The 15,677-nt window shown below is 67.5% G+C and carries 17 protein-coding genes; 11 read left to right on the top strand and 6 right to left on the bottom strand.

The genetic code is table 11. The features are described 5' to 3' along the window. Complete coding sequence (gene erpA / locus ACW17V_RS06665) at nucleotides 1–333, top strand: iron-sulfur cluster insertion protein ErpA (RefSeq protein WP_492108076.1); 333 nt, start codon at nucleotides 1–3, stop codon at nucleotides 331–333. Nucleotides 334–520: 187 nt separating this feature from the next. On the opposite strand, the gene ACW17V_RS06660 is transcribed toward erpA, so the two are convergent. Then, a complete protein-coding gene (locus tag ACW17V_RS06660) occupies nucleotides 521–859 on the bottom strand; it encodes a hypothetical protein (protein WP_492108075.1) in 339 nt (112 codons plus the stop codon). 35 nt (nucleotides 860–894) lie between these two features. Between ACW17V_RS06660 and xth the strand changes: the two genes are divergently transcribed. The 4 genes from xth to ACW17V_RS06640 all read left to right on the top strand — a co-directional run bounded on the left by xth (nucleotide 895) and on the right by ACW17V_RS06640 (nucleotide 3,307). Further along, nucleotides 895–1,683, top strand: coding sequence for an exodeoxyribonuclease III (gene xth, locus ACW17V_RS06655; RefSeq protein ID WP_492108074.1), 789 nt, complete (start codon nucleotides 895–897; stop codon nucleotides 1,681–1,683). Between the two features lie 41 nt (nucleotides 1,684–1,724). Continuing rightward, nucleotides 1,725–2,600: a hypothetical protein gene (locus tag ACW17V_RS06650; protein WP_492108073.1), complete on the top strand. Its 876-nt coding sequence runs from the start codon at nucleotides 1,725–1,727 to the stop codon at nucleotides 2,598–2,600. 62 nt (nucleotides 2,601–2,662) lie between these two features. Continuing rightward, nucleotides 2,663–2,986, top strand: coding sequence for a hypothetical protein (locus tag ACW17V_RS06645; RefSeq protein ID WP_492108072.1), 324 nt, complete (start codon nucleotides 2,663–2,665; stop codon nucleotides 2,984–2,986). Nucleotides 2,987–3,007: 21 nt separating this feature from the next. Further along, the gene (locus tag ACW17V_RS06640; RefSeq protein ID WP_492108071.1) at nucleotides 3,008–3,307 is read left to right on the top strand and encodes a 1-deoxy-D-xylulose-5-phosphate synthase; all 300 of its coding nucleotides are present in this window, start codon (nucleotides 3,008–3,010) and stop codon (nucleotides 3,305–3,307) included. Nucleotides 3,308–3,535: 228 nt separating this feature from the next. Here the strand turns inward: ACW17V_RS06640 and ilvD are convergent, their stop codons facing one another. Together ilvD and ACW17V_RS06630 are read right to left on the bottom strand one after the other, a co-directional pair. Then, the gene (gene ilvD / locus ACW17V_RS06635) at nucleotides 3,536–5,272 is read right to left on the bottom strand and encodes a dihydroxy-acid dehydratase (protein WP_492108070.1); all 1,737 of its coding nucleotides are present in this window, start codon (nucleotides 5,270–5,272) and stop codon (nucleotides 3,536–3,538) included. A gap of 170 nt (nucleotides 5,273–5,442) precedes the next feature. Continuing rightward, the gene (locus tag ACW17V_RS06630; protein ID WP_492108069.1) at nucleotides 5,443–6,498 is read right to left on the bottom strand and encodes a sensor histidine kinase; all 1,056 of its coding nucleotides are present in this window, start codon (nucleotides 6,496–6,498) and stop codon (nucleotides 5,443–5,445) included. A 249-nt stretch (nucleotides 6,499–6,747) separates the two neighbouring features. On the opposite strand from ACW17V_RS06630, the gene ACW17V_RS06625 reads away from it, so the two are divergent. Both ACW17V_RS06625 and ACW17V_RS06620 read left to right on the top strand, forming a co-directional pair. Further along, nucleotides 6,748–7,041, top strand: coding sequence for an antitoxin of toxin-antitoxin stability system (locus tag ACW17V_RS06625; RefSeq protein WP_492108068.1), 294 nt, complete (start codon nucleotides 6,748–6,750; stop codon nucleotides 7,039–7,041). After that, complete coding sequence (locus ACW17V_RS06620) at nucleotides 7,038–7,322, top strand: type II toxin-antitoxin system RelE/ParE family toxin (RefSeq protein ID WP_492108067.1); 285 nt, start codon at nucleotides 7,038–7,040, stop codon at nucleotides 7,320–7,322. The genes ACW17V_RS06625 and ACW17V_RS06620 overlap by 4 nt, the downstream gene beginning before the upstream one ends. 2 nt (nucleotides 7,323–7,324) lie before the next feature. Here ACW17V_RS06620 and ACW17V_RS06615 read toward each other — a convergent pair whose 3' ends face one another. Continuing rightward, on the bottom strand, nucleotides 7,325–8,260 hold the full coding sequence (locus tag ACW17V_RS06615) for a Gfo/Idh/MocA family protein (protein ID WP_492108066.1): 936 nt from the start codon (nucleotides 8,258–8,260) through the stop codon (nucleotides 7,325–7,327). Between the two features lie 102 nt (nucleotides 8,261–8,362). On the opposite strand from ACW17V_RS06615, the gene ACW17V_RS06610 reads away from it, so the two are divergent. Continuing rightward, nucleotides 8,363–9,388: an NADP-dependent oxidoreductase gene (locus ACW17V_RS06610; RefSeq protein WP_492108065.1), complete on the top strand. Its 1,026-nt coding sequence runs from the start codon at nucleotides 8,363–8,365 to the stop codon at nucleotides 9,386–9,388. Nucleotides 9,389–9,439: 51 nt separating this feature from the next. Here ACW17V_RS06610 and ACW17V_RS06605 read toward each other — a convergent pair whose 3' ends face one another. Further along, a complete protein-coding gene (locus ACW17V_RS06605) occupies nucleotides 9,440–9,784 on the bottom strand; it encodes a copper-binding protein (RefSeq protein ID WP_492108064.1) in 345 nt (114 codons plus the stop codon). Nucleotides 9,785–10,074: 290 nt separating this feature from the next. Here ACW17V_RS06605 and mdoH point away from each other — a divergent pair, with 290 nt between their 5' ends. Beyond that, nucleotides 10,075–12,072, top strand: a complete 1,998-nt coding sequence (gene mdoH / locus ACW17V_RS06600) for a glucans biosynthesis glucosyltransferase MdoH (RefSeq protein WP_492108063.1) — start codon at nucleotides 10,075–10,077, stop codon at nucleotides 12,070–12,072. Nucleotides 12,073–12,157: 85 nt separating this feature from the next. Then, the gene (locus tag ACW17V_RS06595) at nucleotides 12,158–13,051 is read left to right on the top strand and encodes a cobalamin biosynthesis protein CbiG (RefSeq protein ID WP_492108062.1); all 894 of its coding nucleotides are present in this window, start codon (nucleotides 12,158–12,160) and stop codon (nucleotides 13,049–13,051) included. A 29-nt stretch (nucleotides 13,052–13,080) separates the two neighbouring features. Here ACW17V_RS06595 and ACW17V_RS06590 read toward each other — a convergent pair whose 3' ends face one another. Further along, on the bottom strand, nucleotides 13,081–14,445 hold the full coding sequence (locus ACW17V_RS06590; protein WP_492108061.1) for an MATE family efflux transporter: 1,365 nt from the start codon (nucleotides 14,443–14,445) through the stop codon (nucleotides 13,081–13,083). Between the two features lie 129 nt (nucleotides 14,446–14,574). Here ACW17V_RS06590 and ACW17V_RS06585 point away from each other — a divergent pair, with 129 nt between their 5' ends. Beyond that, the gene (locus ACW17V_RS06585; RefSeq protein ID WP_492108060.1) at nucleotides 14,575–15,579 is read left to right on the top strand and encodes an SDR family oxidoreductase; all 1,005 of its coding nucleotides are present in this window, start codon (nucleotides 14,575–14,577) and stop codon (nucleotides 15,577–15,579) included. The last annotated feature ends 98 nt before the right edge of the window (nucleotides 15,580–15,677 follow it).

Here is a 15,677-nt window from a genome sequence, read left to right as displayed (position 1 = left end):
ATGACCGACACAACCGTAACCCTTTCCCCCAACGCCGCGCGTCGCATTCACGCCATCGGACAGGCCGAGGGGCGTCCCGTCATGCTGCGCGTCGCCGTGGACGGCGGCGGATGCTCGGGCTTCCAGTATCGTTTCGACCTGGTCGAGGCCATCGAGCCCGACGACCTGAAGATCGAGCGCGACGGCGCCGCGGCCCTGGTCGACGTGATCTCGCTGGCCCTGCTGAAGGGTTCGGAGATCGATTTCGTCGATGAGCTGGCCGGCGCGGAGTTCAAGGTGCGCAACCCCAACGCCAAGTCCAGCTGCGGCTGCGGCGTCAGCTTCTCGATCTAGCTTCGATCGGCCGGGCCTGCTTCAGGCTAAACTCTTTCATCCCCGCTCTCCCCGGCGAAGGCCGGGGCCCAGATTCACCCTGAGCGTCTGGGGATGATGCGCCTTCTGCTTGAGAAAGGCGATGGCGTCCCTGGGTTCGATCTGGGCCCCGGCCTTCGCCGGGGAGAGCGGAAAAGAGGGATTCGATCTAGCTCGGCACGAACTGCAGAACCGTCACGGTCAGCGCCCCCCAGGCCGCCGGCGCGGCCATGGCCGCCCAGGCCTCGGTGCGCCTGCCCTTGCGCCACTGCATCCAGCCGACCAGCGGCGCCAGCATGCAGACGGCCCAGAACAGCGCGCCCAGCGCGAAGCCCAGCCACGCCACCGGGTTGCGCAGATTGCCCGGACCATCGAAGACAAGCGGCGAGAACACCGCCAGTATGGCTCCGATCACCGCCGCCACACCCCAGACAAGCGAAACCAGGACCAGCAGCGCCTGCTGTCCCTTGTCTGAAATCTTGAAGCCCGGCTTGAGCGTGGTCGTCATGCGCCCTAGCCTCCCCGCGCCTCTTGGAGCCGTCAATGCGTATCGCCACCTGGAACGTGAATTCCGTCAATGCTCGCCTGGAAGGGGTGCTGGCCTGGTTCGAGGCGCAGGCCCCGGACGTCGCCGTGCTGCAGGAAATCAAGTGCATCGACGAGAAATTCCCGACGGAAGCCTTTGAAAGGCTTGGCTATAATGTCGCCGTTCACGGCCAGAAGACCTATAATGGCGTCGCCCTGCTGTCGAAGTTCCCGCTGGAGGACGTCCGGCGCGGCCTGCCCTTCCTGAGCGCCGACGAGACCGACGAACAGTCGCGCTATATCGAGGCCGTGATCGCCGCGCCCACGCCGGTGCGGGTCTGCGGCATCTATCTGCCGAACGGCAATCCGATCGGCACCGAGAAGTTCGACTACAAGCTGGCCTGGATGCGCCGCCTGCACAGCCACGCCAAGGCCCTGCTGGCGCTGGAAGAGCCCCTGGTCATCCTGGGCGACTACAACGTCATTCCCGAAGCCGAGGACGTGGCCAATCCCGACGCCTGGACCGGCGACGCCCTGTTCCAGCCAGAGAGCCGCGCCGCGTTCCGGGCCCTGAAGAACCTGGGCTTCACCGACGCCTACATGCAGGTCGACGGCGCGCCGGGCGGCTACACCTTCTGGGACTATCAGGCCGGCGCCTGGCCGCGAAACCTGGGGATTCGCATCGACCACCTGCTGCTGTCGCCCCAGGCCGCCGACCGCCTCGCGGATGTGGTCATCCATCGCGACGAACGCGACAAGGAAAAGCCGTCGGACCACGTTCCGGTGGTGGCCGAGCTTAACCTCTAGGCCCTGTCGCGAATCCGGAACTCCCGCTAGCCTTGGCCCCCATGAGCGAACTCGCCCGCCTCCTGCTGTTTGTCGCCATCGCCGGCTCGGCCGTGACGTTCATGGGCAGCGCGGCCATCTGGTTCATGGACGAGGACCGGCGCATCCGCCGGGCGCTGCGCCATGTGCTGCGGGGCGAGCCCGAGGTGCTGATCCTGGCGCGGGGTCGCGGACGCGGGGCCGGCTTCTCATTCGCCACGGGCCTGGCCGCCGTGGCCTGGGACAGCGGCGCCTGGTGCCTGATCTATCGCATCGACGAGCTGATGGGCGCGGAACTGCTGGTCGACGGCCAGGTGGTGGGCCGGGTGTTCCGGGGCGAGAACCGCCGCGCGGTCGATCAGGTCGCGCCGCAGTCGGTGCACACCGTCACCCTGCGCCTGGTGTTCGACGATCCGCGCCATCCCGATTTTGACCTGGACCTGTGGATCCCGGGCGACGAGCAGCGCCGTGAAAGCCGCTCGCCCGCCGACGCGATGCAGGAAGCCAACCGCTGGCTGGCCCGCTGCGAAGCCATCGTGCGCCGCCCGCAGGCGCCGCGCCCGCAGCCGCGTCCGGCCCCTGCCCCCGCGCCCTCTCCACCGCCAGAGGCGGCGCCGGTCGCCAGAACGCCCGCCGCCGCGCTCGAACCCGAACCGCCACCGCAAAGGCCGGAGCCGCCCAGACGCGCGCCGCAGCCGCCGCCTCCACCGCCCGTGCTCGCCAGCGATGATGATTTCGAGGATGAGGACGAGGACGACGAGCCCCGCTTCGATCTGGACGAGCCGCCGTGGGAGATCGATCCCTCGCCGCCCCTGACGCAGACCTACAAGCCGGTCTCGAAGGCCAAGCGCGAGCCCAAGGCGGATCAGGGCGACCTGCCGTTCGATCTGGACGACTAGCAGTCGCCTTGCGCGTTCAACGCAGGGGCGTAAGCTTGCGATCCTCACCGGGAGATCACCTCATGAGACGGATCGCTATCGCGTCCCTGGCCCTGGTCATGGCCGCGCCCGTCGCCGCCATATCCGCCGAGACGCCGCGCCTGACGCTTTCTCTAGCCGACGCCAATCGCGACGGCGTCGTCAGCCAGGATGAAGCCGCCGCGGTTCTGGTCCGGACCTCCGGCGCCAACTTCAAGATGATCCGTCCGCGCGCCGCCGCGCCGGACACCGAGCCCTTCGTGCTCGAACCCGGCCCGCTGGACCTGGAACGCCGCATCGTGCCGGCGACCGAGTTCGAATACGCCAACGAGCAAGCGTTCCGCATCGAGAAGCGCAAGCGGGACTGACGCTCGGTGCGATCCCGCATCATGTATATCGAAAACAAATCCGGTGGCCTGAATGGCGTCGGCCGGATTGGACGCGTGCGCTACTCCAAGACCGGGGCGACGATCTATTATGCGAGCCAGGCCTTTCAGAGCCTGAAGGGTTCGGGATTCAAGGCGAACTATTTCGACGTCGCCACAGGCGAGGAATTCTGGATTTCCGGACCGCGCCGTGACGGCGCAGATGGGTTGTACGGTCGCCTCACCCAGAGTGCGGAGGTCGATACCGATGTTTCGGAAGTCTATTGGCGGGACATTCGCGGCATGGCGCCGCCCTCGTCCTAGGTTCAGGACCGCCGCCGGGTCTCCCAGGCCATCCAGACCGCCACCACCGCCAGGGCGACGCCCAGTCCACCGCCATCAGACCCGCGCGCCGGCCGTGGGCCGCCGCCAGCGCCGCCAGATAGGCCATGTTGGGCCCGGGCGTCAGCTCGATCAGGATGACCGCGACCAGAAAGGGCGCGATCATCGCCGGATCGACGGGCCAGACGGCGTGGGACAAGCCCAAGCCGCCTAGAGGTCGGCGTAGATGTGGGTCTCGCCGTCGGCGCCCGGATGAGTGGTCGCGCCCAGGTGGGCCGGGCCCACGAGCTGGGCGAATTTCCAGATGGCGCCTGAGTTGTAGTTGGTCTTGCGCGGGGTCCAGGCGGCCTTGCGGCGAGCCAGTTCCTCGGGCGCGACTTCCAGGTCGATGGTGCCGGCGTCGGCGTCGATATTGATGATGTCGCCGTCCTCAACGAGCGCGATCGGACCACCGGCCTGGGCTTCCGGACCAATGTGGCCGATGCACAGGCCGCGCGTCCCGCCCGAGAAGCGGCCGTCGGTGACCAGGGCCACCTTGTCGCCGCGACCCTGGCCGGCCAGCGCCGCCGTGGTCGACAGCATCTCGCGCATGCCCGGGCCGCCCTTGGGGCCTTCGTAGCGGATCACCAGCACGTCGCCGTCCTGATAGTCGCCGGCCGCGACGGCGTCGAAACAGGCGTCCTCGCCCTCGAAGCAGCGGGCCGGGCCGCGATGGCTGCGGTGCGAGGTCATGCCCGCCACCTTGACGATGGCGCCGTCCGGAGCCAGCGAGCCCCACAGGCCCACCACGCCGCCGGTCGGCGACAGGGGATTGGAGACCGGGCGGATCACCACCTGGTCGTCGCGCCATTTCACGTCCTTGAGGTTCTCGGCCATGGTCTTGCCGGTCACCGTCATGCAGTCGCCGTGGATGAAGCCGCCTTCCAGCAGGGTCTTGAGCAGCACCGGCATGCCGCCGGCCTCGCCCATGTCCTTGGCCACGAACTGGCCGCCCGGCTTCAGGTCGGCCAGATACGGCGTGCGGTGGAAGATCTCGGCGACGTCGCGCAGGGTGAACGAGATGCCGCACTCGTGGGCCATGGCCGGCAGGTGCAGGCCGCCATTGGTCGAGCCGCCCGTGGCCGCCACGACGACGGCGGCGTTCTCGAACGCCTTGCGGGTGCAGATGTCGCGCGGGCGCAGATTGCTCTCGATCAGCCGCATCACCGCCTCGCCCGAGGCCACGGCATATTCGTCGCGGCTCAGATACGGGGCAGGCAGCGAGGCCGACAGCGGCAGGGCCAGGCCAATGGCCTCGGAGACGCAGGCCATGGTGTTGGCGGTGAACTGGCCGCCGCAGGCGCCGTCCGAAGGACAGGCGTGGGTTTCCAGATCGCACAGGTCTTCCAGCGTCATCTTGCCGGCCGAGTGCATGCCCACGCCCTCGAAGACGTCGACCACGGTGACGTCCTTGCCGCCCCAGCGGCCGGGCAGGATCGAGCCGCCATACAGGAACACCGACGGGACGTTCAGGCGCAGCATGGCCATCATCATGCCCGGCAGGCTCTTGTCGCAGCCCGCCACGCCGACCAGGGCGTCATAGCCGTGGCCGCGCATGGTCAGCTCGACCGAGTCGGCGATGCAGTCGCGGCTGACCAGGGAAGAGCGCATGCCCTCGTGGCCCATGGCGATGCCGTCGGTGACAGTGATGGTGCAGAACTCGCGCGGGGTGCCGCCGGCCGCCTTGACGCCCTTGGACACCGCATGCGCCTGGCGCATCAGGGCGGTGTTGCACGGCGCCGCCTCGTTCCAGCACGAGGCCACGCCCACGAAGGGCTGGGCGATCTCGCGGGTGCCAAGGCCCATGGCGTAATAGTAGGAGCGGTGCGGCGCGCGCGACGGACCTTCGGTCACGTGCCGGCTCGGCAGTTTGGACTTGTCCCAGCTTCCGTCGGGTTTCCTGGTCATGACGCGCGCCCTTTAGAATGAAGAGCGGTGGGATTAGCCCACGCGGCGGCTCGACGGAAGGGTTTGACGCTCAGTTTTTGCCGGAAATCAGGGCCTGATCGCGCATTTCATTGCGAGCCGTTCGCGATGCGAGCCGCACCGGCGCATGATCAGACCCCTGCCCGCATCGCCTACACGGCGACCGGCGCTTCCATCTGGCTTGCGCCCTTGTGGATGATCGAGACCTTGGTGCCCGGTTCGTTGTCGGTCACCTCGACCACGCTCTTCAGCTGCTTGGCCAGGGCCTGGACGATGCTGGTGCCAAGACCCGCCTTCGCCTTGCCCTTGTGGGCGTGCATGCCGATGCCGTCGTCGCGCACGCACAGCGTCCAGCCCGCGCCCTCGCGCCGATAGGCGACGACGATCCGGCCCTTCTGCCCCTCGGGAAAGGCGTGCTTGAGGCAGTTGATCACCAGTTCGGTGACCAGAAGGCCCAGACTGATTGAGATATTGGCCTCGACCACGCTGTCATCGATATCCACGTCCAGGGTCACCAAGTCGTGGTTCTGGATCATCGAGGCGCCCAGACTGTCGCAAAGCTGACCGAAATAGGGACCCAGCTCCACGTCACCCACACGGGACGTAGCCAGTTGCTGCTGAAGCGCGGCGACCGACATCACCCGGTTGTGGGCGTCGCGAAGATGGCCCCGGCTCTCCTCAGACTGCACGTTCCGCGCGCTTTGCAGGATGACGCTGGCGATGATCTGCAGGCTGTTGGCGACGCGGTGCTGCACTTCCTGCAAGGCGATGGCCTTGTCGCGCAGCAGTTCATCCTTGAGCCTTTCCACGCCACGCGCGGTCGTAACATCGGTCACGGTCAGCAGGATCCGCATGGGCGCGCCGGCGACGCCGTATTCCAGCTTCTGCGCATGGACCACCAGGCGACGCATCCCGCTGCCCTGGCTCTTGAGATCCATCTCATAGGCGTCGATCGCGGCGGCTCCGGACGCGGTCGCCCTCAGCAGCGAGCGCAACTGCGGTACGGCCCACTCGCCCTCGCCAAGCTCCAGGACCGAGCGGCCCACCACAAAATCAATATCCAGCTTGAACGCCCGAAGAAACGACGTGCTCGCCGCCACGACGGTCAAGCTTTCATCGAGCAACAACGCCGCTGCCTGAGACGATTCAATCAGGGCAAAGGCCAGTTCTGACCCTGTCGGAAAGGCAAGGGGTAGATTATCGGCCATCAAGGGCCTTTCAGGCACGCCAAGAGGCTCGCGAAGCGAAAGCCATATTGGTCGAAAGCGCGTACTGTCGACCACGACAATGTCTGTACGCACAATGGGTATTGTACGACGCATCAGCAAAAAGATCGCAGTCTAGTTTGCGTCGAAGGCGCTCAACCCTCCGCGCCAGGAGACCAGCCAGTTTCCCGTCAATTGCTCGGGGTAATGAGATCGTATATACGTTGTAGGAACACTGCTTGGGGGCTCTGCATGGCCAAGGACGCCGTTTTCACGCTGAAGCTCGAGGCCCAACTGCGCGACGCCTTCGTCGCCGAGGCCGAGGCCACCCATCGTCCCGCATCACAGATTGTCCGCGACCTGATGCGTGACTTCGTGGCGCGTCAGCGCGAGGCGCGGCTCGATGAAGACTTCCTGCGTCGCAAGGTGGAAACGGCTAGGGCGGAACGTCTTTCCGGCCTTAGCCTCTCCGATGAGGAACTGGAAACCGAGTTCGCCGCGCGCCGCGCTGAACTGCTGAGAAAGGCGGACGAGGCTGCCGCGTGAAGGTCAGGTGGACGGCGTCGGCCAGACTCGATCGCCTCGATGTCCTGAACCACATCGCCACCGATAGCCCCGGGGCCGCGGTCAGGATGGACTCGCTTTTCGCCGGGGCCGCTGAAACCCTGGCTGCCTTTCCCGAGAAGGGACGCCCTGGAAAGATCGCCGGCACAAGGGAATTGATCCCTCACAAAAGCTATCGGCTCATCTACGAAATCGCGGACGACATCGTGTGGATTCTAGCTCTCGTCCACACAGCCCGACGATGGCCGCCGGAACGCGGCTGAGTTCAACCCTCAGCCGCCTGCTCCACCGCCAGCGCCAGATCCAGCGCCCGGGCGGCCTCTTCCCCCGTCACCACGGGTCGCGGGCTCTCGCCGCGCACCGCCGCCAGGAAGCCGGCGACGCTCTGCCCCAGGGGATCCTTGCCGGCCGGGGTCTCGGTGAAGTCCTCGATCAGGGGGAAAGGCGTGGTGTTGCGGAAGGTGCGGGCCAGGAAGTCGATCTCGACATCGCCGGAAGGGTAGACCACCTTCATGGTCCGCTCGCGGGCCTGCGCGACACGCGAGCTGTCAAACACGGCGGTAAAGCCGTTCTCGAACATGGCTTCGACCTTCACCCAGTCTAGGGACTCCGAGCGGGTGATGGCCCCCTCGCCGTCCACCGTCATCGGCTGGGCTTCGCACAGGGCCAGGGCCAGGTCGATGTCGTGGATCATCAGGTCCAGCACCACCGAGACGTCCAGATTTCGGTCCGACGGCGTGCCGCGCCGCACGGCTTCCAGGCGCAGCGGCTGCTCGGGAATGTCCAGCAGGCCCATGGCCTGGAACACCACCCGCTCCTGATGACCGCAGGCCAGCGGCACGCCCGCCTTCAGCGCCGCGGCGACCAAGGCGTCGGCGTCCTCGGGCGTCACCGCCAGGGGCTTTTCGCAATAGACCGGCTTGCCCGCCTTCAGCGCCGCCAGCGCCGCCCCGGCGTGGTGGACGGCGGGGGTGGCGACCGTGACCACGTCGACCGCGGCCAGAAAGGCGTCCATGTCGTCATGGGCTGCGGCGCCCAGTGGCTCGGCCAGGGCCCGGGCCCGCTCCAGGTCGACGTCGAACACGGCCACCAGCTCGACGCCGGGCAGCTCGACATACTTCTTGGCGTGATAGCCGCCGAACACGCCGGCGCCGACGACGCCTGCCTTGAGGGAGCCTGCTTTGAGGATCGCTTGGGTCATGGCCGGGTGTCTACTCCGGTTCGGTGACGCTCGAAAGCGCTAGAGCCGCGCCCCGCGACGCGCTAAACAAGCGTTTAAATTAGAAACTCACGGGAGGTCCCCATGACCACATCGCGCGAAATTCGCCTGAAGAACCGCCCTGTCGGCGTTCCCACCCATGCCGACTTTGACCTGGCGACCGTCGATGTGGCCGCGCCCGGCCCCGGCGAGGTGCAGGTCAAGAACCTGTGGATGTCGGTCGATCCCTACATGCGCGGCCGCATGTACGACCGCAAAAGCTATTCGCCGCCGTTCGAGCTGGGCAAGGCCATGCAGGGCGGCGCGATCGGTCAGGTCACGGCCTCCAATGATCCGGACTATGCGGTCGGCGACATCGTCAACTCGATGTTCGGCTGGCGCGAGGTGTTCAACTGCTCGCCCAAGGCCCTGGTCGCCGCCGGCATGGGCGCCCTGACCAAGATCGACACCCACGGCCTGCCGCCCCAGACCTTCCTGGGCGTTCTGGGCATGACCGGCATGACCGCCTATGTCGGCCTGCTGCGCATCGCGGCCCTGAAGGACGGCGATGTGGTGTTCGTCTCGGCCGCCGCCGGCGCCGTGGGCTCGATCGTCTGCCAGATCGCCAAGCTGAAAGGCCACACCGTCATCGGCTCGGCCGGCGGGCCCGAGAAGGTGGCGTTCCTGAAGTCGATCGGTGTCGACCACGTGATCGACTACAAGGCCACGCCCGACGTGGTGGCCGAACTGGCCAAGGCCGCGCCCAAGGGGATCGACGTCTATTTCGAGAATGTCGGCGGCGTGCACCTGGAGGCCGCCATCAACTCGGCCCGGCCGTTCGCTCGCATGGCCCTGTGCGGCATGATCTCGCAATATAACGAGACCGGAACCCCGACCGGCCCGTCGAACATCATCCAGGCGGTGGGCAAGAGCCTGCGGCTGGAGGGCTTCATCGTCTCCAACCACTACGATCTCTATCCGGCCTTCGCCAAGGATATGGCCGAGTGGATCAAGGCCGGAAAGATCACCTGGAAGGAGACTGTCGAGGAGGGCATCGAGCGCGCGCCCGACGCCTTCATCAAGCTGTTCGCCGGCGAGAACATGGGCAAGATGCTCGTCAAGCTGGGCTAGCCATCACGTCACTTGCCCCCTCAGCGGCAGCGCTGAGGGGGCAAGGCATGATCAGCGGGCCTTCAGCTCGGACAGCTCCAGCGCCTCACCGTTCTTGCGGAACTTGAAAGCCACCCGCGATCCCGGCGCCAGGGGCGCATCCGACAGCACATCGGCAAAGCCGACGAACGCATCACGCCCGGCCGGGACCCCGGCGGCGCTCGCGCCGTCGTGATCGATCGTGAGAGTCAGGCCGTCCACGGCCGAAATAACGCCCGTTGAGTCGTACTCGGGCAGGGTTTGAGACGCCTGCGGGGCCGTGGCGGGCGACTTGTCCGGAGCCGCGCCCTGCGGAGCGGGGCCGCAGGCGGCGACCAAAAGCAGGCCACAAATAGTCATAAAAGTCTTATTTTTCATGATTTTATGAAATTTCCCTATTTTGGCGACCGTAGCTCGCCCAACGCGGATTCCAAGTTTTTTGCCGCACCTGCGAAATAAGCGTGATTTCCGGTAGCGAATTCGTGATCGAAGTTTTACTCTAAAGGCGCCGGCGGCTCTCCACGTCGGAAATCGACCGTCATGACAACGTCACACGCCGCGACAACCGACCCCTAGCGGACGGTCGCTTCAGCGCAAAGGGCGAACCTCATGCGGCGATACGCCGGAGAGAGCCCGGCCCTCGCCGGACAGATCGAGACGATGACGACATGAGCGACCGCTCTTCCCTCTTCGACCTCCGCTCGTCCACGAGCGTCTCCCTCGATCAGGTCGTTCAACGCCGCGACACCGTCGAAATCCCGGCGGAAGCGCCGCTGGCCATGCCCGTGCAGCCCTTGGCGTTCTGGCAGGGCGGCGCGCGCCGCGCGACCTCGGTGGTCGCCACTATCAACGCCCGACGCTGGATGGTGTTCCTGGCCACCGCCTTCATGGGCGTGGCGGGCTGGAAGGCCACGTTCGACACCATCGCCCTGGGCGGCGTCACCCGCCTGGAATTCATCTGCCTGGTGCTGCTGGCCCCGCTGTTCACGGCCCTGTCGCTGTGGTTCTGCACCGCCGTCGCCGGCTTCGTGATCCTGCTGGGCAAGCCCAAGGATCCGCTGGGCATCGACAGCGCCAAGCCCATGCCCAAGCTGCGCGCCCGCACCGCCATCCTGATGCCGGTGCACAACGAGGACGCCACCGCCGTCTTCGCCCGCCTGCGCGCCATGGACGCCTCGATCGCCGAGACGGGCAACAGTCGCGCCTTCGACATCTTCATCCTCAGCGACACGCGCGACGCGGCCGTGGCCCTGGCCGAGCAGGCCTGCTTCGCTCGCTTCCGCCGTGAGGCCAACAGCGCCGTCTATTATCGCGTCCGCCAGGAAAACAAGGGCCGCAAGGCCGGCAACATCGCCGACTGGGTCGCCCGCTGGGGCAGCGCCTACGAGCATATGCTGGTGCTGGACGCCGACAGCCTGATGACCGGCGACGCCATGGTCCGTCTGGCCGACGCCATGGAACGCCACCCCGGCGCGGGTCTGATCCAGACCATGCCGATGCTGATCAACGGTCAGACGATCTTCGCCCGCACCCTGCAGTTCGCCACGCGCCTGTATGGCCGCGTCGCCTGGACGGGTCTGGCCTGGTGGTCGGGCAGCGAAAGCTCCTTCTGGGGCCACAACGCCATCGTCCGCACGCGCGCCTTCGCCGAGACCTGCGGCCTGCCCTCGCTGGACGGCCCCAAGCCCTTCGGCGGCGAAGTGATGAGCCATGACGCCCTGGAAAGCGCCCTTCTGCGCCGCGGCGGCTGGAGCGTTCACCTGGCTCCGTATCTGGAAGGCTCCTACGAAGAGAGCCCCTCCAACCTGCTCGATTTCGCCACCCGCGACCGCCGCTGGTGCCGGGGCAATGTCCAGCACATCCCGCTGGTCGCCCTGCCCGGCCTGCACTGGCTGAGCCGCATGCATCTGGTCATCGGCGTGCTGAGCTATGTGCTGTCGCCGCTGTGGTTCATGGCCCTGTCGGCCGGCGTCGTCTCGCGCCTGCTGATGCCGTCGCTGAAGAAGGCCGCCTTCACCATGGCCGACCTGCAGGCCGCCGCCCACGCCCTGATCGACTGGAGCGAGATCCAGGCCACGGCCTGGGCGATGATCATCACCTTCGTGCTGCTGTTCGGCCCCAAGATCCTGGGCTCGATCCTGGTGTTCTCGCGTCCGCACGAGATCAAGGGCTTCGGCGGCCGTCGCCGGATCATGGCCGGTCTAGGCGTCGAGATGCTGCTGTCGGCCCTCGTCGCCCCCATGCTGATGTTCACCCAGACCCGGGCCCTGCTCGAGATCCTCGCCGGCAAGGTCGGCGGCTGGGCCACCCAGCGCCGCGACGCCGACAAGGTGACCGGCCAGGAAGCCTTCCGCGCCATGGGCTGGATCACCGTCACCGGCTGCGTTCTGGCCGGCCTGTTCTGGTTCACGCCCGACCTGCTGACCGCCACCGCGCCGATCCTAGCCGGCCTGATCCTGGCCGTGCCGCTGACCATGCTGGGCGCCCACAAGATCGCCGGCCTGAAGGTCAAGGCCAATGGCCTGTTCATGACGCCGGAAGAGCGCCGCCCGCCGGCCATCGTCCGCGCGGCCCTGGGTCCGGTCTGCGAGCCCCCCGCCCGCTGGTTCGCCCGCGACGGTCGTATCGCCCCGCCGGTCGAGGCCGCCGAGCGGACCGCCGCCTAATACGCTCTATAGGCGAACGCCCGCTGGCCCTGGCGGCCCGGGCGGAGTAGAAGCGCGGCTTCGTTCGTTTCCGACGGAGCCTGCCGTGTCGCGCCTTTTCAGCGCCTATGTGATCGTCGACTGGAGCGCGGCGGCCAAGCCGACCACCGGCGCGGACTCCGTCTGGATCGGCGTGCTCAAGCGCGACGTGCGGTTCCGGCTGACCTTCGAGAGCTTCAACCCGGCCACCCGGCACGAAGCCGAGATCAAGCTGGCGGCCATTCTCGACGACTTCAAGAAGCGCGGCGAGCGGGCCCTGGTGGGCTTCGACTTCCCGCTGGGCTTCCCGCAAGGCTTCGCCAAAGCGCTCAGCCTGCCGGGCGAGCACCCCTGGCGCGCGGTCTGGGACCAGCTGAACAAGATGGTCAAGGACAAGGCCGACAACACCAACAACCGGTTCGGCGTAGGCTCGGAGATCAACCGCCGCCTGACGGGTGGCCCCTTCCCGTTCTGGGGCTGCCCGCCCAAGGACGCCCTGACCACCCTGCAGCCCAAGCGCACCCGCGAGCACGGCCCGGACGATCTGGCCGAGTTTCGCCATGCCGACAAGGCCGCCAAAGGCGCGCACTCGATCTGGAAGCTCTACTACAACGGCTCGGTCGGCGGTCAGGCGATCGTCGGAATTCCCGCTGCGCGCCGGCTGAAGGACGCGCGCGGCGACGCCGTGCGGGTCTGGCCGTTCGAGACCGGCTTCAAGGCCCTGACCGAGGCCGACCTAGAGGGCGTCGCCGTGGTGATCGCCGAGGTCTATCCCTCGCTGATCAAGCCGACCCCGGGTCCGGGCGAGGTCAAGGACCTGGCCCAGGTTCGCGCCCTGGCCGAGCACTTCGCCAAGCTGGACGAAGCCGGCAAGCTGGCGGCGCTGTTCGCCGCGCCCAAGGCGGCGGACGAGGTGGTCGAGGCGGCCGCGACTGAAGAAGGCTGGATCCTGGGGGCTTAGCCTTCCTTCTCCCCTTGCTTGAGAAGGATTCAGCTCCGGTCCTTCACATCCAGAATCCGGAACCGCGCCAGCAGGAACGCCATCGAGATGAAGCTGGTCACGATCACTGACCAGACGATGCCGTCGACGCCCAGTTTCATCGGAATGGCCAGCCACCAGGCCAGCGGCCCCATGATCACGCCATAGCTGATCAGGTGGGTGATGGTCGGTATCCACACCTCGCCGCGCGCCCGCAGGGCCTGGGCCGCCACCACCTGCACGGCGTCGGGGGCCAGGAACAGGCAGGTCAGGGCCAGGGCTGGCGCGATCAGGGCCAGGGCGTTGGGGTCGGCGGTATAGGCCGAGGCCACCCATTCGCGCAGGGGGAACAGCAGCAGGGCCGCGGCGATCCCGACCAGGGCGGTGAAGCCGAACGACACCCAGCCCGCCCGCGTCATGCCGGCCGGATCGCGCGCGCCATGGGCTCGCCCGACCTGCACCGAGGTCGCCGTGGCGATGCCCAGGGGCAGCATGAAGATCACGCCGGCGACATTGAGCACCACCGCCCAGGCGGCCACCGACAGTCCGCCGATCCAGCCGGCGACCAGACTCATGCCGGCGAAGGCCGCGACCTCGAAGAAGTTCGACGCGCCCGCGCCATAGCCGATGCGCCGCTGCTCGATCGACGCGGGCAGATCGCGGGCCGGCTTGTCGAACACGCCCAGGGTCCGCGCATCCTTCAGGCGCAGCACATAGACGCCCAGCATCACCAGCAGCGCCGCCCGCGCCACGAACGTGGCCCAGGCCCCGCCGACCGCGCCCAGGGCCGGCAGGCCGAAGGTTCCCGGCACCAGCACCAGGTTGACCGCCAGATTGACGGCGTTGGCCACCCACATGGCGATGGTCACCGGACCGGGCCGCGACAACCCCTCCAGCCAGAAGCTGATCACCACGGTCAGCGCATAGAGCGGCAGCGACAGCGAGAAGACGATCATCGGCGCGGTCGCCCCGTCGGCCAGGGCCTTGGGCAGGTGTACGGCGTGCAGCAGCAGCGGCCCCAGCAGCGCCAGGGAGACGGCCGAGGCCATCCCAATCCAGAAGGCGTAGACAAGGCCCCGGCGCAGGACCGCGCCGGTGTCATGCGGCCGGCCCGCCCCGATGGCCCGCGAGGTCATGACCTGGGCGCCCACCAGCAGGCCGACGGTCATGGTCACGAACACCGAGGACGGGGCCCAGGCCATGGCGTGGAAGCCCAGCTGCTCGGCCGAGAACCGCCCGACGACGATGGCGTCGGTCAGGCCCATGACCATGATGCCCAGGCGCGACAGCACCACCGGCCCCGACAGGCGCAGCAGTTCGATCAGGTCGGACATCACGGCGCCGCGGGGCGCCGAAGCAGCCGCGGGGCGGGGCATGGGCAGGGGCCTTTCGAAAGGGCCGGCAAGTTGACCCAAGGCGCCGCTCGCGGCAAGGCGGCATCTGGGCTCTTGGGAACATCCCTCCGCGCCAGTGGTTTTCGGGTCTCAGCTTCCGGAGAGCCCGCCATGGCCAACACCCAGACCCCGCAGTTCGCGCGCGACGCCGCCGATGTCGCAGACGCCGAACGTGACATCCAGGCTCCTCTGGACGCCAGGGAAGAGCGCTCTTTTGAGCCCTCCGATGACGACAAGCCCGCCATGCAGGCGGGCGCCCGCCTCTACCCTGCCCCGCCGTTTCCCGAGCAGCATCAGGTGAAGCCGGGTCTCGAGTCGCGGCTCGAACCAGCGCCGATGTATGACGCCCCGTTCTACAAGGGCTCGGGCAAGCTGAGGGACAAGGTGGCCCTGATCACCGGCGCCGACAGCGGCATCGGCCGCGCCGTGGCGGTGCTGTTCGCCCGCGAAGGCGCCGACATCGCCATCGGCTATCTGGACGAGGAAAGCGACGCCCTGGAAACCAAGGCCGCCGTCGAGGCCGAGGGTTGCAAGGCGATCCTGCTGCCCGGCGACGTGGCCGACCCGGCCTATGCCAAGGCGGCGATCAACGCGACGCTGAAGAGCCTGGGCAAGCTGGACATCCTGGTCAACAACGCCGCCTTCCAGGAGCACGTCATGGCCTTCGAGGACATCACCGAAGAGCACTTCGACCGCACGATGAAGACCAACCTCTATGGCTATTTCCACATGGCCCAGGCGGCGGTGAAGGTGATCCCGCCGGGTGGGGCGATCATCAACACCGGCTCGGTCACCGGCCTGCTCGGCAACAAGGACCTGCTGGACTATTCGACGACCAAGGGCGGCATCCACGCCTTTACCCGCTCGCTGGCCACGCACCTGATCGACAAGGGCATCCGGGTCAACGCCGTGGCCCCAGGCCCCGTCTGGACGCCTCTGAACCCGGCCGACAAGCTGGGGCCGCAAGTCGCCGAGTTTGGCGCCAAGACCCCGATGCGCCGTCCGGCCCAGCCCGAGGAAATCGCCCCGGCCTATGTCTTCCTCGCCTCGCCCCAGACCTCCAGCTACATCACCGGCGAGGTGCTGCCGATCATCGGGGGATACAACGGAGGATGAGCAGTCCTCCCCCTGAAGCGGGAGGTGGCGCGGTGCGCCGGAGGGGGAAGTCCCTTCTGTTCATGGCATCCCCTCTCCGGCGCCCTTCGGACGCCACC

This window comes from Caulobacter sp. FV2ye17ST, from assembly GCF_058680955.1.
The sequence above is the reverse complement of the archived record's forward strand: the minus strand, read 5'-3'. Positions and strand labels throughout refer to the sequence as shown.